20 protein-coding genes and 3 pseudogenes are annotated in these 22,526 nt (G+C 36.6%); 4 read left to right on the forward strand and 19 right to left on the reverse strand.

The window, feature by feature from the left end; translation table 11 throughout:
* Window positions 1–13: 13 nt before the first annotated feature.
* Window positions 14–456: pseudogene (locus tag IGJ99_RS08315) on the reverse strand (IS3 family transposase); the annotation flags it as partial.
* A gap of 9 nt (window positions 457–465) precedes the next feature.
* A complete protein-coding gene (locus tag IGJ99_RS08320) occupies window positions 466–696 on the reverse strand; it encodes a hypothetical protein (protein ID WP_023519833.1) in 231 nt (76 codons plus the stop codon).
* Window positions 697–811: 115 nt separating this feature from the next.
* Between IGJ99_RS08320 and IGJ99_RS08325 the strand changes: the two genes are divergently transcribed.
* Both IGJ99_RS08325 and IGJ99_RS08330 read left to right on the forward strand, forming a co-directional pair.
* Window positions 812–1,354, forward strand: a complete 543-nt coding sequence (locus tag IGJ99_RS08325) for a hypothetical protein (protein ID WP_041684224.1) — start codon at window positions 812–814, stop codon at window positions 1,352–1,354.
* 10 nt (window positions 1,355–1,364) lie between these two features.
* Window positions 1,365–1,817, forward strand: a complete 453-nt coding sequence (locus IGJ99_RS08330) for a hypothetical protein (protein ID WP_010735211.1) — start codon at window positions 1,365–1,367, stop codon at window positions 1,815–1,817.
* Between the two features lie 1,603 nt (window positions 1,818–3,420).
* On the opposite strand, the gene IGJ99_RS08335 is transcribed toward IGJ99_RS08330, so the two are convergent.
* The 4 genes from IGJ99_RS08335 to IGJ99_RS08350 all read right to left on the reverse strand — a co-directional run bounded on the left by IGJ99_RS08335 (window position 3,421) and on the right by IGJ99_RS08350 (window position 7,718).
* Window positions 3,421–5,157 (reverse strand): glycosyl hydrolase family 28-related protein, encoded by a 1,737-nt coding sequence (locus tag IGJ99_RS08335; RefSeq protein ID WP_178946442.1) that lies wholly within the window; start codon window positions 5,155–5,157, stop codon window positions 3,421–3,423.
* A gap of 280 nt (window positions 5,158–5,437) precedes the next feature.
* On the reverse strand, window positions 5,438–6,451 hold the full coding sequence (locus IGJ99_RS08340; protein ID WP_010735208.1) for an RnfABCDGE type electron transport complex subunit D: 1,014 nt from the start codon (window positions 6,449–6,451) through the stop codon (window positions 5,438–5,440).
* Window positions 6,448–7,041 carry an SLBB domain-containing protein gene (locus tag IGJ99_RS08345; RefSeq protein WP_349519696.1) on the reverse strand — a complete coding sequence of 198 codons (594 nt, stop codon included), beginning with the start codon at window positions 7,039–7,041 and terminating at the stop codon, window positions 6,448–6,450. The genes IGJ99_RS08340 and IGJ99_RS08345 overlap by 4 nt, the downstream gene beginning before the upstream one ends.
* Window positions 7,041–7,718, reverse strand: coding sequence for a hypothetical protein (locus tag IGJ99_RS08350; RefSeq protein WP_224434845.1), 678 nt, complete (start codon window positions 7,716–7,718; stop codon window positions 7,041–7,043). Before IGJ99_RS08350 ends, IGJ99_RS08345 begins: the two co-directional genes overlap by 1 nt.
* 551 nt (window positions 7,719–8,269) lie before the next feature.
* Between IGJ99_RS08350 and IGJ99_RS08355 the strand changes: the two genes are divergently transcribed.
* Window positions 8,270–9,565, forward strand: a complete 1,296-nt coding sequence (locus IGJ99_RS08355) for an ISL3-like element ISEfa11 family transposase (protein ID WP_010734358.1) — start codon at window positions 8,270–8,272, stop codon at window positions 9,563–9,565.
* Between the two features lie 198 nt (window positions 9,566–9,763).
* Here the strand turns inward: IGJ99_RS08355 and IGJ99_RS08360 are convergent, their stop codons facing one another.
* On the reverse strand, window positions 9,764–10,660 hold the full coding sequence (locus IGJ99_RS08360; protein WP_023519838.1) for a 6-phosphofructokinase: 897 nt from the start codon (window positions 10,658–10,660) through the stop codon (window positions 9,764–9,766).
* A 596-nt stretch (window positions 10,661–11,256) separates the two neighbouring features.
* A complete protein-coding gene (locus tag IGJ99_RS08365) occupies window positions 11,257–11,514 on the reverse strand; it encodes a hypothetical protein (RefSeq protein ID WP_023519839.1) in 258 nt (85 codons plus the stop codon).
* A 1,106-nt stretch (window positions 11,515–12,620) separates the two neighbouring features.
* Between IGJ99_RS08365 and IGJ99_RS08370 the strand changes: the two genes are divergently transcribed.
* Complete coding sequence (locus IGJ99_RS08370; protein WP_023519840.1) at window positions 12,621–13,079, forward strand: helix-turn-helix domain-containing protein; 459 nt, start codon at window positions 12,621–12,623, stop codon at window positions 13,077–13,079.
* A 49-nt stretch (window positions 13,080–13,128) separates the two neighbouring features.
* On the opposite strand, the gene IGJ99_RS08375 is transcribed toward IGJ99_RS08370, so the two are convergent.
* The 11 genes and pseudogenes from IGJ99_RS08375 to rimP form a co-directional block, all read right to left on the reverse strand.
* Window positions 13,129–13,980 (reverse strand): GRP family sugar transporter, encoded by an 852-nt coding sequence (locus tag IGJ99_RS08375; protein ID WP_169058790.1) that lies wholly within the window; start codon window positions 13,978–13,980, stop codon window positions 13,129–13,131.
* 10 nt (window positions 13,981–13,990) lie between these two features.
* The gene (locus tag IGJ99_RS08380; RefSeq protein ID WP_010735201.1) at window positions 13,991–14,776 is read right to left on the reverse strand and encodes a glucose-1-dehydrogenase; all 786 of its coding nucleotides are present in this window, start codon (window positions 14,774–14,776) and stop codon (window positions 13,991–13,993) included.
* 190 nt (window positions 14,777–14,966) lie between these two features.
* On the reverse strand, window positions 14,967–15,911 hold the full coding sequence (gene ribF, locus IGJ99_RS08385) for a riboflavin biosynthesis protein RibF (RefSeq protein ID WP_062805094.1): 945 nt from the start codon (window positions 15,909–15,911) through the stop codon (window positions 14,967–14,969).
* Window positions 15,912–15,918: 7 nt separating this feature from the next.
* Complete coding sequence (truB, locus tag IGJ99_RS08390; RefSeq protein ID WP_438770751.1) at window positions 15,919–16,842, reverse strand: tRNA pseudouridine(55) synthase TruB; 924 nt, start codon at window positions 16,840–16,842, stop codon at window positions 15,919–15,921.
* 506 nt (window positions 16,843–17,348) lie between these two features.
* On the reverse strand, window positions 17,349–17,696 hold the full coding sequence (rbfA, locus tag IGJ99_RS08395) for a 30S ribosome-binding factor RbfA (protein WP_010735198.1): 348 nt from the start codon (window positions 17,694–17,696) through the stop codon (window positions 17,349–17,351).
* A gap of 24 nt (window positions 17,697–17,720) precedes the next feature.
* Window positions 17,721–19,610 (reverse strand): annotated as a pseudogene (infB, locus tag IGJ99_RS08400) (translation initiation factor IF-2); the annotation flags it as partial.
* Window positions 19,611–19,748: 138 nt separating this feature from the next.
* Window positions 19,749–20,171: pseudogene (locus IGJ99_RS08405) on the reverse strand (translation initiation factor IF-2 N-terminal domain-containing protein); the annotation flags it as partial.
* Window positions 20,172–20,183: 12 nt separating this feature from the next.
* Complete coding sequence (locus IGJ99_RS08410; protein ID WP_010735196.1) at window positions 20,184–20,495, reverse strand: YlxQ-related RNA-binding protein; 312 nt, start codon at window positions 20,493–20,495, stop codon at window positions 20,184–20,186.
* Window positions 20,492–20,785, reverse strand: a complete 294-nt coding sequence (gene rnpM / locus IGJ99_RS08415; protein WP_010735195.1) for an RNase P modulator RnpM — start codon at window positions 20,783–20,785, stop codon at window positions 20,492–20,494. Before rnpM ends, IGJ99_RS08410 begins: the two co-directional genes overlap by 4 nt.
* Before the next feature lie 23 nt (window positions 20,786–20,808).
* A complete protein-coding gene (gene nusA / locus IGJ99_RS08420) occupies window positions 20,809–21,996 on the reverse strand; it encodes a transcription termination factor NusA (protein ID WP_010735194.1) in 1,188 nt (395 codons plus the stop codon).
* 21 nt (window positions 21,997–22,017) lie between these two features.
* The gene (gene rimP, locus IGJ99_RS08425) at window positions 22,018–22,491 is read right to left on the reverse strand and encodes a ribosome maturation factor RimP (protein WP_010735193.1); all 474 of its coding nucleotides are present in this window, start codon (window positions 22,489–22,491) and stop codon (window positions 22,018–22,020) included.
* Window positions 22,492–22,526: the final 35 nt, after the last annotated feature.

The following is a 22,526-nucleotide window of genomic DNA, read 5'->3' on the forward strand; positions in this document are numbered from 1 at the left end:
AAGTTTCAATCTATTTAAATATCTCCATTTGAGCCTGATCAATATCTCTAAATTGAGCATCATTGATCAGCTCTCTTTTTATCGTTTTGTAAAAAGATTCCATTAAGGCATTATCATAAGGGTTTCCTTTTCGGCTCATACTAGAGCGTGCTTCTTTTTTTCTTAACACCGATTGGAATTTAGCGCTTGTTTATTGTGAGCCTTAATCAGTGTGAATAATAACCCCTGGTCCAGGCTGCTCTTTTCCAAATGCTTGAAGAAAAGAGTCCACAACTAATTGACCTTTCATTCTAGGTGACATAGACCACCCAACAATTTTTCTCGTACAGATATCAATAAATATAGATAAATAAAGCGTTCCTTCTTTCAGAGTGATATAGGTAATGTCTCTTAACCAAATTTTATATTTTCTGTGGCCTTGAACCTTTGTTGATTAACAAAATTGGGTTGTGAAAGTGGCTCGCACTACATAATTTTCCTCTGCAAAAAAGCATAATCAGGCTCTCTGCGATGTTGATCATAAAAGATATAAAAAGTAGTTTCTGCCTTACGTATTTTTGCTCTTAATAATGCTTTTATTTTTTCTGAATCAAAATCTACAAAAGACAATTCACATAACACATGCTGGATCATTTCTTTGTAACGACCCATATATTCGCCAAATTTGATTGGTTTTCCAAGTTGTTCAAATTTCATAATACAATACTTTTCTGTTGCGCATACTTATCGTCATGGAATATTTAGATACAATATATTCAAACCATGTTATTATATAATTTGAGGAGAGTGAAATAATGAAAAAAATATTTGGTTGTTATTACTTGTATCAACGATTACTTTATTTGCTGGTTGTTCTAATCAAAGTACCGAGCCAACCACAAAAAAAGTTAGTTCTACAACGAGTAGTACGGTTGAACAAACAAAAATATCAAGCAGTGAACCAACTTCTGAATCATTATTAAAAGAATATCCTGCAAGTGAATGGCATCCTGGAAAAATGGATATTCAAGGTATGATTAATGCTACTCAAGGCAACGAAACTAAAGCTTTGCAGGATGCCTCTATGGTTGCAGAATTGAGTTTATCACCTTATTTTTCTGATAATACTGACAAAGCTGAAATTGAGTTAACTAAAACAGGAGATAACTTCTATAGTCTAAGCATTACTAATAATTATTTAGAGAGTGAACAAGATTTAGAACGTTTTAAAAAGAACTCAGAGCTTTTGATGGCACAACAACCAGTAAATAAATCAATTAATCTGTATATATTTACTGGAACAGGAATGGGACTGAGTCGCCAAGTGGTTACTAGTTATCAATTAAAAGATGATGGTACTATCGCAAAAATTTAGACTAAAGTTAATGAATAGTTTTGCAGACTTCTTTGATCAGCAAAATATAATTGACGATAGAATAATCTATGGTTTTTCTGAAAATGGTAAATATGTATATTTAAAGGATTTCATTATTATTATACAAACTAGTAACATACCTGGTCTAGATGTATCAGACTACCTGGTTAATTCCTTATTTATTTCATCCCAACCAATTGCATTAATTGATAATTTAAATATCATAAAATCCACTTTTTCCTTTGACTCATATGAAAGATGGAATCAAAGTTCTCCAATCACAATATCTATAAATAAAGCAGAAAATTCTGAATCTGTAAACTATGGTAAGGAAAATCTAAAATCAATTGAAAGCTCATTTCTAATAGAGGTTGATACAATGGAATTTTCTAAAAGAGCTATACTATCAAGGAGACATATTGATGGATTTACAAAATTTGAAATTTCTCTAAAAAAATTTTGAAATAAAAGTTTTAAACGACAGTCTACTTCCTTTTTAAAGATTTTAAAGATAGTTTACTTAAAATCAATAATTTTTATTCAATTTTTTTTGGGACGAAAACTAAATTATAGATATTTAAAAATATTTACAGATTCACAAGAAATTATCTTACCCACGGAGATTCAGTAAGTAAATATGAATTAGCCATTACCAATCCAATAGAATTATATATGTAACTCTAAAATTACAATGTATCTTAGATATTCTTATGCTAAAACAATTAGATTTCGACGAATTAACAATTATAAAAAATATTTCTAGATACGATGTTCCTTATCAGAATCTTTTCTATCATAATAATTCTATCCTACCGTAAAAATTTTATACTCTCTTTTTCATAAATAATCGGGCTTACAACCGATTATTTATGAAAATAAACATAATACACTTTATGCTGAATATAAATTGTAATCAAAGAGAAATAATATCAATTAAATACTAATTAAAACGTATTAGTATTAAGATAAATGCTAATGTAAAAAAAACTATATAAACATAAAACCTATATTTTGTTAAATAATCTTGTGTTTTCATATAATCTGATCTTGACAAACTTTTCCCAAGGTTTTGTCGTACTAATTTTTTTATTCTCCATAAAAAGCTAATGCCTATACTAAAACACAACAGACTTAAGAAACATAAGCCTATTCGGATCGCGAAATATATCAATTTAACCTACCTACATCCTTTTCAATATGTACTGTTAAAGGCTTATTCCAAAAGATAACTATTATTTTTCTGACGATTCTAGCTATACCTTCTGCAAGAATTCTCTTTACCATAGTTCATAGTAGTACCAAGAAAATTTTAATTACAAAAAAATTATTAATCTTTAGAACTTTTTTTACATAATATACAAAAAATCATAAACCTTTAAGCCACACGTTTAATATAACCTAATAACATAGTTATTATTCAAACTAATCATAAAAACTTATTTTGAACGCATAAACGTTAAATTTATCTCAATCAAGTATGATAAAATCAGCAAAACAAAAAAAGCCATACACATATTTCTTGGATGACTTCAGTATCCAATCCATTTTACCCTAACCAACTAATCCTTTCTGTCTTTTATTCGCTTCATCTGTTACATATTTCATTCCAGCATAAAATTCTTTCGCTATGACAATCTCTACTAAATCCACAATACTTTTATTTTACATTTCTTGTACCTTTTCCTTTTCACTTTATAAGTGTATTTTTATTTAACTGATTGATAAACTACTTAGGCAAAATAAAAATCAGTTGAACATCCTCCGTCTTTATACTATGTCTATAAAAAGAAGGAATGTTCAACCAACCTTATTTTTTGGTGCGAAAAAATAGAAGAGATATAAGTAATTTCATGCATCTGTTCTTTTGTCGAAATCACCTATTTAGCCAAGCTCATTAACACCGCCTTTTCAATCGAAAATTAAGCGGTAAAAACTTGGTATTTCTGATAAAATGACTACTTGTAAATCTTTATCGAGCGAAAATATTTCTAACTCTTTCGACTTTGGCTAGAAAATGATATGCCAAGAAGTTTCAACTGGTTTTTGAATCGCTTGAACTTTTTATATTATTGAAACATGACTGTCACATTTGAAACCACACGCACTGTTCGTCCATTTGGATATGAAAGCATTAGCTCTAGCTTATGTTGACCAACTTTTGATAGAACTTCAGGATTCAAAATAGTGATTTCAGGACGATCGTTTTCTTCTATATGGGTTTGCTCAACAAAATCAAATGGATCATAAGATTCACCTAAAATAATCTCAACCGTCCGACCAACAGGAAATGCATCTTGTATTGGTATTTGCGTTTCTTTATATTGATCATACATTGTAGAATCGATCAAACTTCTCCAATCCTTTGGCATTTTGTCATACTCTGCTGAGGTCCAATACTCAACATTTAATTGACGATCAGATGTGTCATCACGTGTATTGCCAGAAACATATGTTGACTCTCCTTTAAAACCTTCAGAAGCTTGATTCATGATCAATAGCTCTCTCCGGCGGTTGGCTGGAATATTGTGATAATTGATAAATTTATTATCAATAAATACCCCATTGTATACGTTGTCCTTTCCAGTATGCCGATTATACTCTATCCCAATCGCGTATTTATCCTGCCACTCTTTAAAATCAAACACGTTATTTGCTACGAACCAATTCGATAACTCAGCTACTTGACCTTGAGCAAAACTATCTCCTAATCCAAATTCTGGTGTTTCATACATGATAATACCGGTATTACGTAGATAATTATTCATGATCGTGATGTTACGTCCTGATTTGAATTTAAATCCACCATAAGGTCCATTGTGCAATCCACGAACGTGATTGCCTACAACCTGTACATTCTGTGATCCTCTTAGATAGATGGCATGATCACCTACCACACCATATCGATCCTCGTTCTCGTACATCTGCTGAAAGAAATTATTTTTTATCAAAACATTCTTCGAATTACTATATGAATTGACACCACAAGAAAGATAGTTTTGTTCGTTATGTTCAAGAGACATTTGCTCAGACTCCAATGCAGATTGTAGACGATTGATGGTTTTGATAATCTCAGGATTGCTAAAGCTCTTGATTGCTTCTAACTCATTGATCCGTAATCCAAATAGATTATCTGTAATCTGTACATTTTCCATATACTCATATCTTCCAACCGTCGAAAAACCACCAATATAGATTGCCCGATTTTCTGTATCTGGCGTGGCATGTTCATGATCTCTCATAAATATATTATTTTGCATAGTTGCCCCATTGGATGTCTGTAGGTTGATCGGATATAAAGAGACAGGATGATAAAACACATTATCATTGATGGTAATGTTATTTGCTAAACGTGTAAAAATTCCTACTCCATCGAAAAACAATGAATGAATCTCAATATTGTAGCTTGTCTGGTAATTTTCATCTGACAAATAAACGTTTTGTCCTGTTTCATTTTTCAGTATCGTTGGATTCTCTTCTTCTCCTTTGATCTTAAGACCGCTTCTTAACACTACATTTTTGTTGATAATATACGTACCAGCTGGAATATATAACTGTTTTGTTAAAGAATTGGCATGATCAATAATCGCTTGTAATTGATTTGACTGATCTTCTAAACTCTCACGTCGCAGCGCGTGCTCTCCAAAAATCGTCGCATCTGTTGCATCTAACCATTCGGTGTGCTGAGCCGAAAAAGTTTTTTGGCCCTCTAACTCATTCGTTGCTTCTGCGTTTATATTTGCTGGTATGCTTATTACAAACAGAACCAGAAAACATAACATCATTTTTAGTTGTCGTTTGTTCATTTGTCTCTCCATTCTTTTTAGCTGTGATTGGCTATCGTTCTAAACAGGAAGTATTCTTTTATTTTTGATGTTAGGTACCTTTTGTTTTAAGACACTATAAAATAACGAACGATATCCATTTGTAGATTAGCAGATAAATAAATAGTTTGGCACTCAATAATTTCATTCACAGGTGAAATTATTGAGTTCTTTCACAAAAAAATAGTTGAGCAACAGTTTTACCTAAAAAGACCCGACTAAATTTCTCTAGTCGGGTAACAGTCCTATTCCTTATAAATTATCACTTGAAACTTGATAATCCTTTTCTATTTTCTTTATCAATCATCGGGGTTATCTTAAACTCTTTTTCACTATACACCCGATGCATCGTCCACTGATCAATGAATGGTACCGCTAGATTCATGACAACAATCGCTACGCCGATCCCCCCTGGCAAATCTAAGACGATTCTTAAAACAGCACATAGTAAACCACAGCCGATAGCGAAATAATACTTCCCTTTATCGGTTGCAGGTGAAGTCGTATAGTCTGTTACCATGAAAACAGCTGCCATGATCAATGCTCCACTAAGCAAATGAGCTGTAGCAAAGCTAAAATTAAACCCACTATAAATTAAAATCGCTAGATAGAAAGAGCTTAGGGTCAACAGAGGAACGAATGGATGGATGATTTTTCGCACGATCAAATAGCCCCCTGCAATCAATAAGAGCAGTTTACTTGTTTCCCCCATTGGACCGCCTAGATCAATCCCTAAGAAAAGTTTCCACCATTCAGGTGTGGTCGCGCTGATTTCTCGAGAAAAATGAGCAAGTGCCACAAGTGGCGTCACAGTAGTGATCACATCTGGTCCTGGTGCGATCCAATTGGTGATCCAAGGAGATAAAAAGAGCTTTAGAAGGACTCGTGCTGCTACTGCGGGATTGATCCAGTTCCTTCCTAACCCGCCTCCTAGATGCTTTACAAGGACGATAGCAATAAAGTCTCCGACAAGCACTGTCCATAATGGTGCACTAGTAGGTAATGTCAAAGCTAACAGCCAACCTGTGATCACAGCAGTCAAATCATTGACCGTGATCGGTTGTTTACTTACTTTTTGGATAACCCCTTCAAGTAATACACATGTGAGGATACTGGTAATGATCATCACTAACGAACGCCAACCAAAAAAGTAAGTAGCACCAATCGTTGGAAATATAAGGGCAATCAATACTTGTTTCATTTTCCATTGGCTTGTCCAATCATTACGGATATGCGGACCATTGATCGTTCCGTTTCCTAGATATTTCGTACTCATCCTTTTGCCTCCATGATCTGATTTTTTACTGCTCTGATATCTTTTAATAAATTGATTTTTGAAGGACAGATAAATGAACAAGCACCACATTCTAAACAATTCAACGCGCCTAACTGTTCGGCTGTCTGAAGATCCTGATGACGGTACGCTTGACTGATCAAGATCGGATGTAGACCGATTGGGCACGCATTCACACACTCGCTACATTTGATACACTTTTGTTCCTTGGGGATCATTGCCTCTGCTGCAGACAATGCTAAAATCAAATTAGTCGTTTTTGTGACTGGTTCATCTAATGATTGGATAAGTTTCCCCATCATCGGTCCACCATTCAATACCTTAAGAGGTGACGACACAAATCCACCACAAGCATCAATCAATTCCTCTACTGGTGTGCCAATTCGTACTCGTAGATTTTTTACTTCTTTGATCGGTGTACCTGAAACTGTTACTACCCGTTCGAAGGATGCGACCTGCTTCAACGCAGCACTAAAAATACTATGTATCGTCGCTACATTCAAGGTGATCACTCCGACATCAAAAGGGAGCTTGCCTTTAGGTATTTCTTGAGATAATACATGCTTGATCACTAATTTTTTCGCACCTTGAGGATATAGATCCCTAGAATATGTAACTGGATTCTTGGATCAATCAGATGTTTATGTAAATGTTCAATCACTTGTACAGATGATTTTTCGATCGCAATCCTTGCTTTGGGGATTTGATAAGTATCCAAAATCATTTGTTCAGTATCTTCAATCAATAATCTTCTATCACTAGTAATGGATGGTTCACATTCTGCTGCGTTAATGATCAAGGTATGGATCTTTTGTTCTTCTTTAGGTAGTAGCTTTAAGTCAGTTGGAAAACCAGCGCCTCCCATCCCTACAATTCCTGCATTCGCGACGATATTATGTAAAACTTTGTTTTTTGTATGTAATAATTCCATACGGTCAGAAAAGTCATTTTCTATAATGACCACTTCAGTCGACCGATGATTGACCATGCGGTTCTCGATTTTTTTTACGACTCCTGCCACTGAACTATGTACATTGGCAGATATTGGTCCATCTTTTTCTCCGATGAGTGTCCCAATTGCCACTTTATCGCCTACTTCAACAACGACTTTAGCAGGTTTTCCAAGATGCATAGACATTGGTAAAATAATTTTCTTTGGTGGCGTTAGTTTCTCGATGGCTTGTTGTGCTGTATGTTTGTTTTTATCAAGATAGACGCCATTCAACCTTTTTTTTACTATTAATTTCATTTTCATTCTCCTAACGATAGATAAAAAAGTAATAAATCAAACCGATAGCTACTAAAACTAATTGCAAACCTAATCCGATCCATTCATATTTTTTTCGATAACTAATTTTTTTCATTTCTCCCCCTAGAATAACAATTATTTTTTTATATAAAACAGTTGTTTTATTACTCGAATGAATATGAACAAAATAGTATATATTCGCCCAAACTCTACTAAAGAAAATGATTTATAAGTGAAACATTTTACTATTTCCGTTTATATAAAAGTAAATAAAATAACTGTTTTTCACAAATATAATAACATTATATAACGTAATATAAAAGATTAATTTATAAAAATTTTTATCTTATCTTTTTTACTAAATGACAATAACAAAAAAAACTAACTCATGTGTTGCTTTGAGTTAGAATTTTTTGGCTCTATAATTTATGGGACTGATGAATCAGAATTGATTCTTCAGTCCCATTTTCATTTTAGGTATTAAAAAACATATCGTTCTCTAGTATGATTAAATCACCACAAAATAAACAACTGAGAGGACGATATGCTATATGAATGATTCTATCAAAAAAATGCTGAGAATAATAGAGAAAGATTTGATGATTACAGAGGTCTCTTACGAGACCCTTCAGAAGAAAAAGACGTTGGTCGTCGATGCTGTTCTCTCGCCTACTCCTCGTGCTTGTAGAAGTTGTGGTTCTACTGTGGTAGATGGAAACGGGAAAGCAATTATAGTGAAAAATGGAAAAAAAGAAACGATTGTCCGTTTTGAACAATACAATCATATGCCTTTGGTTATGCGCCTAAAAAAGCAGCGCTATACCTGTAAAAACTGCCGAACCCATTGGACTGCTCAAAGTTATTTTGTCCAATCCAGACATTCAATCGCAAATCATGTTAGATATAAAATTGCTTCTTTACTGACTGAAAAAGTATCTTTATCTTTTATTGCGAAAAGCTGTCAGGTATCTTTGACCACTGTTATTCGTACATTGAAAGAGTTTAAAAGCTATTTACCAAAGCAATCTAAGAAGATTCTCCCAAGAGTATTGATGGTTGATGAATTTCGTTCGCATGCTTCCATAGAAGATAAAATGAGCTTTATTTGCGCAGATGGCGAAACAGGAAAATTAATAGATGTTTTGCCTACGCGTAAATTACCTCGATTAACAAGCTATTTCTTAAAGTGTACCAATCCAGAAGAAGTAGAATTCTTGGTGACAGACATGAACGCCGCCTACTTCCAGCTCACCAAACGTGTTCTGCCAAATGCGAAAATAGTGATTGATCGGTTTCATATTGTCAAACACATGAATCAAGCGTTCAATGAGTTGCGTATCCGTGAAATGAATGAACTTCGTAAAGCAGGACAGAAAAGCCAGGCAGAAAAACTGAAAAAGAACTGGCGCTTTTTGCTAAAAAATCGTGCAAACATCAACCATTATGAATACAAAACATGGAAAAGTTTCCGAGCACCAAAATACCCATTTCTTACTGAAGCAATGATGATTGATCGATTGCTTGAGTTTTCTACGCCCCTAAAGGAGGCGTATCCCTTTTTTCATGAATTAGTTGAAGCCTTTCGAGACAAAGACCCTGACTTATTTTTCTCCTTATTAGCAGAACTTCCCGAAACGTTGGATGACAGCTTTCGGGAAAAGCTTCAAAACCTTCTGACCTATGAAGAAGGCATCACCAACGCAATGATCTATCCTTATTCCAATGGAAAAATAGAAGCGAAGAATACCCACATAAAGACAATGAAACGAGTATCCTACGGATTTAAATCATTCGAGAACATGAGAATTAGAATCTTTTTGATCAATCAATTAATCAAAGTAAGATAACAAAAAATCTGAGCCAGAATGAGGTTCATTCTGACCCAGATTTGATTTTGCACAACTCATCAGTCCTTATTGACAAAGAGCCAATTTTTTATTGATTTGCTTGCGAGAAATAATTTGAAGGGTTACCTTTTTGCCAGATCCTGATTACCGAAAATTATTTCGTGGAACGTGACATTCTATCCTGTAACAATCTGCTTACTAATAGTTACTCCACCGCTTGTTTTTCACATTTTGATGATAAGGACTTTGTTCAAACAACACCTTCCCATGTGAGAAATACAATTCAGCGTCTAAACATTGCCTGTCGTTAAGTAAATCAGTTATGACATTCGCTAATTCAATTACCGCAATTCGATCAAACGCGGTGATCATCGACTGTCCAATGGCTAAATTATCTAAAACAATACTTCTATAGTCGGATAATGTGGGACAAAACGTTTCAACAAAAGAATCGATTGAACTAACTGAACGGTTCAATAAAAAATGCATAGGATGGCTATTCATATGTTTCAAAAGATATTTTTTATTATTCGTTAAATCAAGTTGATTAGCAATACAAACATCGATTTCATTTGTCAAAGATAGTTCTCTTGTGACTTTACCTGTGATGGTATCGTCAATTTGGATGAACGTTACTTTTTGATGAGAATGTCCAGTATCGACTATCCGATCAATCACTTTTGTTACGCCGTTGATAAATGTATCTGAACCTACTGTATAGTCACCACTTGGATAATCAAGATAGTTGGATACTGGTACAGTGATTACTGAAAGTCCATGGCTACGTAGCTCATTTGCAAATACAACACTCGAAGTCCCACCTAATAATACGAAGGAGTCGTAATTTGCCTCTTTGATCAATTGAATAAATTGATAGTTTACATGGTTAGTTTCTGAACATAAATAGGAACAATCAAATAAATGCCAATTATTTATATTTTGATCCAACTTTGTTTGGATATATTGTTCTTCAGAAAAATTGATTGCGAATAATTCGATTTCTTGTTCAGGTATGGAAAGCACAAGCTGTTCCACTAATCGCTCTCCCCCTTTTACATAGCCTTCTATTGATAAAATCCCAACTTTTTTCGCCATATTCTTTTCCCCTCACTGTATTCTTTCATTGAATTTCTATACTAAGTTAGTTCCAAGAGCTATCTTCCTCAGTCAGTAGTAATTTCTCATGCCGATCAAATAAATAGCAGCCCTATGTAATCGGTATCATTTAATCGTAAAAGTTTTCGAAAAGTCACTTAATTTTGTGATTTCCATAGGATAAACATAGTATCTTTCCGCTGTTTTCTATTTAAGTAAAATATACCATATTTATTCCAATATAGCATAGAGGTTTTTTTATTGGTAAAAAAAAGTATAGGAATACTAAAATAATAGTAGCAATTGCGACAGAACAAATTATGATATTTTTGTCTCACGGCAACACCTAGAAAGCGAGAAAGACAAAGACATTTCTTTTATTGGTGATCATCGAATCAGGCTTTGGATCTGTCTTCAACAAAAAAATAGACCGCAAGTGTGACTTGCAGTCTATTTTTAACGTTCGATAACTCAAAATAAAACAGCTTTAAACTTATTGTACCTCCAGCTGTAACATGTATATTTTATTCGTAGCAACAATTAGAGCTGTTTCATGTTGAATGATCCAACATAGAGTTAGATAATGTGCTTTTCATTTAACAAACAATCGATCGCTTCGACAAATCAGTTAAAAAATTTTCAATAAATAAATCTGTTCCTTCTTTTGTCAGTTCATTCGCGTGACTAAACTTTTCTTTTACTTTTAATTTGATTTCTTTGATGGTCTGTTCCTTTGTCAGAAGATCGAAGATATATGTCGCTACTTCATTCTCCAGTAGAAAGATTCCCTCATCTGATGACAAGTAGATTGTATTTCCTAATTTTTCATAAGCGATCGCTTTGTTTAACTTCATTTCTTTTTCTTCCTTTCCTATAACTCCATAACCAATAGTTCTACTATTGATTGTCTTCTTTTAACAGCAATTCTTCGAAATTGATGGTGTTCTGAATATTACTTCACTTGGACTGCCTTTTCAAAAGCATTAACCGTATTACTTGTTCTTATTCCTTATTCCAAAGATAAGAGTTCCTTTATTCTTGGCGGGTGATCGATTCTTGCATTTACTTTACATCGTAAAATAATCAAATGCGAATAAGTAGTAGTTTTCATCTCAAAATGGTATGTATACACATAAGATTCACTATATAGATAAGGTTTATCCTTCTTATCTGATCTTGGTCATCGTTAACTTACAATTGATTATTGTGAGGCAAATCATAGACGAAATCATTTGCCTCACAATATGGGGATTTTTAGGAAACTAAAGTTAGTCTGTACAAAAAAGGGGAGTTTTTTAGTGTACTAACTTCGTTTCTACCATAAAAAAGAACGGTGTAAGCTTTGGTCCATTTGCTAATCATCTAGAACAACTACATGACTTCACTTTGGTATACGGTCATTTAATGTGCTTAGAGACTCTTCACAGATCCTTTGAGCTAACTATCACTGTCCTCCTCTCTAGTATTTAGGAAAAAATTTCACTTTTTTTCCTAAAATTAGTATAACGCGATTAATGTAAAAGTCAATATCTTTGTTAGGAAAAGTTAGGAATAAGTTTATTTTTATTAAACAGCTTATTCGTACTGTTTTCATGGATTGCAGGATTTTAGACACTGAATTAAGAAGTAACTAGCTATCCTATATTGAAACACTCACAAATTTTAGAGAATGTTTTAGAAAAGGTTTAGGCGGATTGTTTACAGACTTGATATTTACCTTATCGATATTTTGCAAAAGTTTAAAAACATAACAATAATCTTCAAAAATTATGGTTTTAATGCTTTATATTGAGTATAATAATTTGAAAGATATCCTTATTTTTTCTCTATTTATTTATTATTTTACGCTATATTTATATAATTGATAGGCAAATCATAATAGCAAAAATCATTTACCTAACTCGTAAATGGTACTAGTTATTTGTTTCTATCATTCAAGAAAACGGAGGAAGGAAAACTGATGAAGAATTATTATTCAGTCAATGAAGTTGCAGAGATTCTAGGAGTAACTACTCGTTCTGTACGAAATTATCTACGCGAGGGAAAACTACAGGGGATAAAGGTTGGAGGAAAATGGAAATTCTCAGAAGAAAATCTGTCAGAGTTTCTACAGTTCTCTCTTAAAAACAAACCAAGCTTCGTAGGAACTGACCAACCAATAAATAGTGCAGTAGTCCTAAAATTCTACCTTCAGTACGAAACGTTGGAGTCATTGCACCAATTTAGAGATTGTATGATCAGCTATCATCAAGATGTTTATTCAAATAAAGAAGATCGTTACTTTTTTTATAATGTCTTAGATGATACCTGCGCGGAATTTATCATTAGCGGGAATTTTAACTATGTTCAAAGTTTTGGTACTTGGTTTAATGAAGCTGTTTTAAAACGAACGGATATCTCATTGACCGCACCAAAATAAAGCAGTGTAAGACATTTTTGTTAGTCGATGTCTTACATTGCTTTATTTTTTAAATCAGCACAGTAATCATACTACCCCCGACAATCAAGGCTAACCCGATCAACGTGTATCTTAATTCTTTTTTGCTCTTCTTTTCGTGCAAAATAACCATACCACCTAATGTTGAGATCACTACGTTCAGTTGTGTGATGATATAGGCAGTAGCTACTCCATTGGCACTAGCTGAAAATATATAAGCAAATGCAGCTAAACTAAAAATGACTCCGACGATCGTCGCTTTCCAACTTTTTCCATCTCCGTACGCTTTTGGTTGCTTCAAGACGACGTAAATAGCCGCTGCTAAGAAAACACCTAACATTTGTGGAAAGAAGATAGCTACACCATCTGCATTGACTAATTTAGGTAGTGCACTGTACACCCAATAACCAATACTCGTAGAAGCAAGAATCGAAATTCCTTTAGTTATTCCACCTTGTTTACTTCCCCCATCAGTTACTGCTGTTAGTGCAGAACCAATCACTAGCAAGACGATCGCTACTCCACCAATCACTTTCCCTGTTGTTCCTGACCATTCGCCAAAAGCAAAAACACCAATGAGTGACGTTCCAACAAGCTGCATCGCAGTGGAAATAGGCATTGTTTTGGATACGCCGATCAAATTGAACGTCGTATATTGTCCGATTTGGCCAATGACCCAAAACGCCCCAGATAAAAGACTGATCAAAAATGTAGTAATCGAAATACCACCGGGTGACATGAACAATTGAACAACTAGACCAACGAGTAATGCCCCAATACCTGTACCCAATATTTCATTGGTGGGACGTCCACCGATTTTTTTCAAAACCAGTGGTTGGATTCCCCAGCCAATCGCTGGTATTAATGCAATTAAGATTCCCATCAATCAATCCCTACCCTTTCCCACCTTGAAATGAAGGATAAAGCGTCATACCACCGTCTACAAACAACGTGATACCTGTAACGTAGCTTGATTCATCTGAAGCCAACCAAGCAGCCGCAGCGGCGACTTCACTTGGTTTTCCAATGCGTTCCATCGGGATCATGCTTTCTGTTGTCGCTTTTTGCTCTGGATCATCAAACTTTTCGGCATTAATCGGTGTTTTGATCGCTCCTGGTCCGATACTATTGATACGTATTCCTTCAGGCGCATACTCCATCGCAACACTTTGAGTGAATAGTTTTACCCCACCCTTTGAAGCGGCATAATGTGAGAAGGTCGGCCATGGGATTTGTTCATGGACAGAGGAAAGATTGATAATACTTCCTTTTACTTTGTGTTTTTTGAAATAATTGATCGCGGCTTTTGTTCCTAAAAACACGCCAGTAAGGTTGACTTGCATCACAGTTTCCCATTCTTCCAAACTTAATTCGTGCGTAGGTTTTTGGTTTTCAGTGCCAGCATTGTTGACCCAAACATCCAACTGACCATAGGCTTTTATCGCTTGATCAATCAAAGTCTGCACGCCTTCTTCTGTTCCTACATCCGCTTTGACAGCTAATGCTTGACCCCCAGCTTCTTCAATCGCTTTAACTGCTTCTTCTGCTCCATCAGCATCCGAATGGTAATTTACAACTACTTTCATCTTCTCTTCTCCAAAACGCTGAGAAATGGCTGTACCGATCCCTTTGGACCCACCAGTCACTATAGCTACTTTCTGTTCTAATTCTTTATACATAGAAGACACCCTTTCTTTTATCACATTAATAACAGATATTTTAAAACATTCGTTATTAGCTATAAAGACAGTGTACACTACGCAGTGTAGGTGAAAGCAAATCATACGCACTAAAAAATTCTTTCCAAAAAAGAAAGCCCTTCAGTTATCCTGATTGGGCTTCTTCCTTATTCTCGAATACTACATTTGCTTATTCAACATGTTCAAAAAAATCAGCAGTTACTCGTTCGTCTGCTTTTAATTGCTCGATCAAAGCTTCTGCTCCATCAAACTTCACTTGATCTCGGATAAACTCGTGCCAACGAATGTAGACATGTTCACCATAGATATCTTGATCAAAATCTAGAATATACAGTTCGACTGTCAATTCACGTCCATCGCCAAATGTATCATTATGTCCGATTGATCCCATCGCTGGGTACCACGTCTCACCGATTTTGATTTCACAAACATAGACCCCCACTTTTGGTAAATGAACGGTGCTTTTAACTTTGACATTGGCTGTCGGAAATCCTAATAAGCGACCACGTGCGTCCCCGTGGATGACCACACCGTCGATTTCATAAATATATCCTAGCAAATGGGCCACACTCGCGACATCCCCAGCATCCAAGTCTTGACGAATCCGTGAAGAACTGATTTTTTCCCCTTCTTGTTGCTCTTTTGGTACAGTGACTACTTCAAAGCGACCTTTTGCATAACCTGGGAGATGAGGGACATCCGCAATTTCTTTTGGACCATACGTATAGTCAAAGCCAGAAACGGCATACTTAGCATTTAGCCCTACAATATATTGATCAACGAAATCTTGAGGGGCTAAGTGAGCAAATGCAGAAGTAAATTCAATTTCGTAAAGATAATCAATCCCAAGTTCTGCCATTTTTTCTTCTTTTTGTTCTAACGTAGTCAAGTATTTGACGTTACTTGGATTGATTTTTTTAAAGACGATTGACGGATGTTGATTAAATGTCATCAATGCCAATTTCAGACCCTCTCTTTGAGCAATTTCTCGCCCCGTTTCAATCACTTTCTGATGTCCTAAATGAACTCCGTCAAAGAAACCTAAGATCAATACGACGTCTTCTTTCGGAATTTGAGAAACTTGATAAGGGTGTCTGATTTTGATGATTTCCATTTTTACATTAAACCTCATTTCTTAAAACTTTACTTGGTTTTAACTTATTTTTTTCTTTTGGATTTGGTTGGTAGATACTCACTACTTTTCCTTGATAAAAAAGGGCAATTTCTTCTGATGGCATCTCGGATAGACCGAATACTTGGTAATCTAAGCGCATACCATTCTTGACTTTCTGCCACACTGTTTCATCGATATCGACCTGTTTGAACTTTGCTACACCCGTTTCAATGGGTAATAAATACTCTTCGATCGTACCATTCTCCATATATGATGCTACTTCAGCTAAAGTAATTGCTTGGGATTCATCCATGCCGGCACTCGCTGTTCTCGTCAAATCTGACATATGCGCAGGATAGCCTAGCTTACTCCCCGTATCTACAGCCAACGTCCGAACATAGGTACCTTTGCCACATTCGACTTCAAACCGCCACGAAACGGTCCCTGCTTCTTTTGACCAGAGGATTTCACTTGTTCGTTCAAAACGATAGATCTGTGCCTTGCGAACAGGTCGTTCCACTGTCTCATTATTTCGAGCATATTCATATAAACGTCGACCATTGACTTTCACAGCCGAGTACATCGGAGGAATCTGTGTGATCTCACCGACAAAAGCAGCCATTGCATCATCTACTTGCTCCTCTGTCAATGCTTCGGTGACCGCTCGTTGTTCAACGATTTCACCTGATTTGTCTTCAGTCGTCGTACTGTAGCCAAGTGTGATTTCTCCTTTGTAGGTCTTCCCCGAATCCGTCAGATATTCAATGACTTTAGTGGCTTTACCAATACAAATTGGAAGAACACCATCTACATCAGGATCTAATGTCCCACCATGTCCGATTTTCTTTGTATGTAAAATTTTTCGTAATTTGAATACACAATCGTGGCTAGTCATGCCGCGTTCTTTCCATAAAGGTAATAAGCCTTCCATCTTTTGTTCTCCATTCTTTTAAGTATTAACTGAATTATTATAACACATCGGATCAAAAACTGACGGGATTGATCCTTAAATGTACGATTATTTTGTTTTAGAAACATAAACGTAACAAAAGTTCACACTGTTGTAAATAGAAAGGTGGTATTCTTTTTGTAAAGGAGGGAGCACCTATGGAAAATCTTTTCTTTGCACCTTTTGATTGGTTATACGGATGGTTATCTGGTAGATGATCGGATGATTCTTTGATCAGTCAATTCTTATCTTTTGCTTTTATGATGAAACATGTTTTCCCCAAAAGCGGACAATTCAGCGATGATCATCTGCTACGAATACAACGAAAAAATTCGAAAATGGCTCCTTTTATTTTTGGATTCTTTCGTTGTATTTTGTTTGGCTCTCTAGTGTCGAATGAAAATAGACAAAAAAAAAAACAGGGAGGATACAGTTATTGTATCCTCCCTGTTCGACCATTGATACGAACGATTTAACTCGCTAGAACATTAGTCTTTGTTTAAATTACGCAATAATTCATCGATATGATTACCATAGACAACTGATTCGTCTAGCTCAAACGTCAATTCAGGTGTTTTATAAATGCTCATGTTATGTCCTAATTCACGACGAATCAGTCCACTTGCTTTATTCAACCCTTCTTGCGCTTTTTTCTTATCTGAGGCTAAGTCAGATAAGAGGCTATAATAAATCGTTGCTTGTTGCAGATCACCCGTGACATGCACATCTGTGATCGTTACGTTTTCCACACGTGGATCACGTACCTTTTTGCGTAAGATATCATTCACTTCTTTTAAAATTTCTTGACCGACTCTGCGGTCACGATAGTTAGCCATAATGAGCGGCCTCCTTTTTTTAAATTAGTCGACTTTGATTTCTTCCATGATAAAGCCTTCGATAACATCGTCTACTTTAAGATCATTGAATTTCTCTACCATTGCTCCACATTCAAAGCCCATTTTCACTTCTTTGACATCGTCTTTGAAGCGTTTCAAGCTTGCTAATTGTCCTTCGAAAATGACGATGCCATCACGAATGACACGTACGCCGCTATCACGACGAATGTAACCATCAGTGACAAAGGCACCAGCGATCGTTCCGACTTTTGATACTTTGAAGGTTTCACGGACAGTCATTTGACCAGTGATTTTCTCTTCAAATTCAGGATCTAGCATCCCTTTCATCGCTGTTTCGATTTCTTCGATGGCTTTGTAGATGATACGGTGAAGACGGATATCCACTTCTTCTGTATCTGCTTGGATTTTCGCTTGTGGTGTCGGACGAACATTGAAACCAATGATGATCGCATTACTTGCCGCAGCAAGCGTTACATCACTTTCATTGATTGCTCCAACAGCTGAATGGACGATCTTGACACGTACGCCTTCAACGTCGATCTTCTTCAATGAAGCAGCTAGTGCTTCTGCTGAACCTTGTACATCAGCCTTGATGATGACATTGACTTCTTTTAATTCGCCTTCTTTTAAGCTTTCAAACAAGTTATCTAATGTCACACGGCTAGTTGCTGCACGTTGTTCTAACATCGCACGTTTGCCACGTTCTTCACCCGCCGCACGAGCTGTTTTCTCATCTTCAAAGACAACAAAACGATCGCCTGCTTGAGGTACATCATTCAATCCTGTGATTTCAACTGGTGTTGCTGGTCCAGCTGTTTTTTCACGGCGTCCTAAGTCGTTGACCATTACACGTACACGACCATATGTGTTTCCGACAACGATTGGGTCTCCAACATTCAATGAACCTTGTTGAACAAGTAATGTTGTCACAGGACCTTTTCCTTTGTCTAATCGTGCTTCAATCACTGTACCGATCGCACGTTGTGTTGGATCAGCTTTCAAGTCTTCCACTTCAGCGACTAAAAGAATCATTTCTAATAGTTCTTCGATGTTTTGACCGAATTTCGCTGAGATTTCTACAAAAATCGTTTCGCCACCCCATGCTTCAGGAATCAATTCATATTCACTTAATTCTTGCATCACATGTTGTGGGTTTGCACCTGGTTTATCGATTTTGTTGACTGCAACGATGATTGGCACACCAGCTGCTTTCGCATGGTTGATCGCTTCTACAGTCTGTGGCATTACGCCATCATCGGCGGCAACAACTAAAATCGTGATATCAGTGATACTTGCACCACGCGCACGCATACTTGTAAAGGCCGCATGTCCTGGTGTATCCAAGAATGTGATTGGTTTGCCATCAATATCGATTTGATACGCACCGATATGCTGTGTGATACCACCGGCTTCTCCGCTTGTTACGCGAGAATGACGTAAGGTATCGAGTAAAGTTGTTTTACCATGGTCAACGTGTCCCATGATCGTAACAACTGGAGGACGTGAGACTAATTTTTCTGGATTCACTTCATCCGCTTCAAAGAATTTGTCAATATCCGCAATATCTACTTGGATTTTTTCTTGTGGTTCCATCCCGTAGTCTGTTGCTAACAATTCGATCGTATCTTTATCTAATGCTTGGTTTTGATTGACCATCACGCCTAGCATAAATAATTTTTTAATGATCTCTGCTGGTTCGCGGTGAATTTTCTTCGCGATATCTGCAACATTCATACCTTCTGTATACTCTAATACTTCAGGTAACTCACGGAATTTACGTGGTGGAACTGCTGGCTTGTTTGACGTTTGTTGTTTGCCTTTTTTTCCTTTTTTGTTGAAACGATTGCGGTTGTTATTGTTGAATTTGCCGCGATTGTTATTATTGTTTCTATTTTGGCCGCCGCCTTGGTTTGCTCCTTGACGGTTTTGGTTACTGCCCTGAGTGTTTCCTTGGGTAGAGCCTTGGCGGTTTTGGTTGCTACCTTGGCTGTTTCCTTGGGTAGTTCCCTGACGGTTTTGGTTGCTGCCTTGGTTGTTACCTTGGCGATTTTGATTATTGTTTTGAGTAGATCCTTGACGGTTTTGATTGTTTCCACCTGTCTGGTTACTCTTATTCTGATTTGTTGATTGGTTTTTTCCTTGATTCACTTGACCGCTCCCTTGACCGCGATCTTGATAGTTGCGGTTACTTTTATTTTTTTGTTGGTTCGATGGTTCGTTTGTTTTCTTTTGGTTACTTGGCTGTTGTCCGGCTGGTTTTTGGTTTGCTTTTTGTACTGGTTGCTTTTTCTGCTGTGGTTGGTTGAACGCTTGTTGCAGTTTCTTTTCATCTTGTGTGCTGACCGCACCCATGTGATTTTTCACATCGATTCCAAGTTTCTGCGCTTTATCAACGACCTCTTTACTAGACTTGTTCCATTCTTTCGCTAGTTCATAAATTCGTTTATTGCCCATGCAATCACCTTCCTAACCTTCAATTAGCTCCTTGACCTTTTTTGCAAAGCCGGTGTCCGTGATTCCTATCACTTTCCGAGGTTTACCGATCATCTGCGTGATTTCTTCCTCAGAAAACAGCTCAAAGCAAGGAACTTCGTAGTACGAACTCTTATCTTTGATTTTTTTTCTGGTATTCTCACTGGCATCACTTGCGACGAAAACGATCTTGGCTTTTTGACGACGGATGTCTCCGATCGTCAATTCTTCACCTGTGATCATTTTCCCTGCACGCATCGCTAGACCAATAAGATTCATGGCTTTTTGCCGATTCATTCCATTCATTCGCCAAATAGCTCTTTTCGGGCTTTTTGGTGAGTGACGTAATCTAATAGTTCTTGATAAAATTCATCTGTTAGCTTAGCTTCAAGTACACGATCCAAGAGATGTTTATCCCAAGCTTGTTGTACTTCCTCCGGCTCAAGTGAGACATACGCTCCTCGTCCAGGCATTTTTCCAGTAGGATCGATCGATACCACACCTTCTTTTGAACGTGTGACACGAATCATCTCTTTTTTTGGTTTCATTTCACCTGAAACCACAGATTTGCGTAAAGGGATCTTCCTTTGTTTCATCTCTTTGCCTCCTTCACTAGCAGTTAAATTTCTTCTTGTTCAGTTACTTCAGCTGTTTCGTCTTCAAATGCGATTGTTTGATATTCATCATCTGTCAAATCTGATTGGATGATTGCTTCATCGTGTAATTCTTCAGAGATTGCTGCTTCTGCCTGAGCTTTTTTCTCATAGAATTCAGTCATGTCTGACTCTGATTTGATGTCGATTTTGTGGTTCGTCAATTTGGCTGCTAGACGCGCATTTTGTCCGCGTTTACCGATTGCCAATGACAATTGATAATCCGGTACAACGACCGTACAAGCTTTTGGATTTTGTTCGTCAAAAATGACATCCACGACTTGTGAAGGATTCAATGCGTTCGCAATGAACACCGCAGGATCTTCATCCCACTCGACGATATCCATGTTTTCGCCCTTCAATTCATTCACGATCGCTTGGACACGTTGGCCTTTAGGACCAACACACGTGCCGACAGCATCGATATTCGGATCCGTTGAGCGGACAGCCACTTTTGAACGATCGCCTGCTTCTCTAGCCACACTGACGATTTCAACAAGTCCATCATAAACTTCTGGTACTTCTTGTTCGAACAAGCGACGCAAAAGATCAGGATGACTACGGCTAACAAAGACTTGAGGGCCTTTTGATGTATTCTCAACACGTGATACATATACTTTGATACGATCATGTGGTTGATAAAATTCATTTGGCATTTGGTCTTGTTTTGATAGTACCGCTTCGATTTTACCTAAATTGACATAGATATAACGTTTGTCTTGACGTTCAACGATCCCTTGCATAATGTCTTTTTCATAAGCACTGAATTCGTTATAGATGATCGTGCGTTCTGCTTCACGTACACGTTGCAAGATGACTTGCTTCGCTGTTTGGGCAGCGATACGACCGAAATCTTTTGGTGTGACTTCAAAACGGATCTTGTCACCAATCTCGTAAGCAGGATTGATCAACAAGGCGTCTTTCAAAGATACTTCTAATTGTGAGTCCATCACTTCTTCAGTGACTTCTTTCACTGCATAGACATGGATCTTGCCTTTTTTTTGTTCAAATTCTACTTCTACGTTTTGTGCTTGCCCATAATGGCGTTTGTATGCAGAAACTAACGCAGCTTCTAAAGCGTCGATCACGATTTCTTTTGAGATTCCTTTTTCAGCCTCTAAAGCATCTAACGCGTTCAACATTTCTTTACTCATTCTTCTGTTTCCTCTCCGTGATTAAAATTGGATTGCTAAGCGAGCTTTGGCAATATTCTTACGGTCAAAAACAATTTCTTTTTCCCGTGTCTTTATGCGTATCTTCAATGTAAGCTGTTCAGCATCAAATGATTGGAGAAAACCTTCGTATTGTTTTTCTCCGTCAACTGGTTGATATAAAGACACATGGATATACTCTCCTCGTGCTTTTTCATAATCTGCCTCTTTTTTCAAAGGGCGTTCTGCGCCTGGAGATGATACCTCTAGGAAATATGCTTGTGGTATCGGGTCTGGCTCTGTCGTATCAAGTTTCTCACTTAATTTTTCACTGACAAATGCGCATTCTTCAATGTCGATTCCGCCTTCTTTATCTATAAACACCCGTAAAAACCAGCTTTTTCCTTCTTTGACAAATTCTACTTCTACTAGCTCAAACTTTTGTTCATCTAAGATCGGTGTCACCATTTCTGTGACTGTTTCAACGACGCTACTCAAAGATTTCGCCTCCTTAAAATTAGATCCGTAATTCC

Origin of the sequence: Enterococcus sp. AZ095b, assembly GCF_051714725.1 — a bacterium.
Taxonomy (GTDB): Bacteria; Bacillota; Bacilli; order Lactobacillales; family Enterococcaceae; genus Enterococcus_B; species Enterococcus_B pernyi.

Coding starts and splice junctions, on each gene's coding strand:
- IGJ99_RS08320 (WP_023519833.1), bottom strand. CDS start 696: ATGAAATTTGAACAACTTGGAAAACCAATCAAATTTGGCGAATATATG.
- IGJ99_RS08330 (WP_010735211.1), top strand. CDS start 1,365: ATGAATAGTTTTGCAGACTTCTTTGATCAGCAAAATATAATTGACGAT.
- IGJ99_RS08335 (WP_178946442.1), bottom strand. CDS start 5,157: ATGAACAAACGACAACTAAAAATGATGTTATGTTTTCTGGTTCTGTTT.
- IGJ99_RS08340 (WP_010735208.1), bottom strand. CDS start 6,451: ATGAGTACGAAATATCTAGGAAACGGAACGATCAATGGTCCGCATATC.
- IGJ99_RS08350 (WP_224434845.1), bottom strand. CDS start 7,718: ATGAAATTAATAGTAAAAAAAAGGTTGAATGGCGTCTATCTTGATAAA.
- IGJ99_RS08355 (WP_010734358.1), top strand. CDS start 8,270: ATGAATGATTCTATCAAAAAAATGCTGAGAATAATAGAGAAAGATTTG.
- IGJ99_RS08360 (WP_023519838.1), bottom strand. CDS start 10,660: ATGGCGAAAAAAGTTGGGATTTTATCAATAGAAGGCTATGTAAAAGGG.
- IGJ99_RS08365 (WP_023519839.1), bottom strand. CDS start 11,514: ATGAAGTTAAACAAAGCGATCGCTTATGAAAAATTAGGAAATACAATC.
- IGJ99_RS08370 (WP_023519840.1), top strand. CDS start 12,621: ATGAAGAATTATTATTCAGTCAATGAAGTTGCAGAGATTCTAGGAGTA.
- IGJ99_RS08375 (WP_169058790.1), bottom strand. CDS start 13,980: ATGGGAATCTTAATTGCATTAATACCAGCGATTGGCTGGGGAATCCAA.
- IGJ99_RS08380 (WP_010735201.1), bottom strand. CDS start 14,776: ATGTATAAAGAATTAGAACAGAAAGTAGCTATAGTGACTGGTGGGTCC.
- ribF (WP_062805094.1), bottom strand. CDS start 15,911: ATGGAAATCATCAAAATCAGACACCCTTATCAAGTTTCTCAAATTCCG.
- truB (WP_438770751.1), bottom strand. CDS start 16,842: ATGGAAGGCTTATTACCTTTATGGAAAGAACGCGGCATGACTAGCCAC.
- rbfA (WP_010735198.1), bottom strand. CDS start 17,696: ATGGCTAACTATCGTGACCGCAGAGTCGGTCAAGAAATTTTAAAAGAA.
- IGJ99_RS08410 (WP_010735196.1), bottom strand. CDS start 20,495: ATGAATGGAATGAATCGGCAAAAAGCCATGAATCTTATTGGTCTAGCG.
- rnpM (WP_010735195.1), bottom strand. CDS start 20,785: ATGAAACAAAGGAAGATCCCTTTACGCAAATCTGTGGTTTCAGGTGAA.
- nusA (WP_010735194.1), bottom strand. CDS start 21,996: ATGAGTAAAGAAATGTTGAACGCGTTAGATGCTTTAGAGGCTGAAAAA.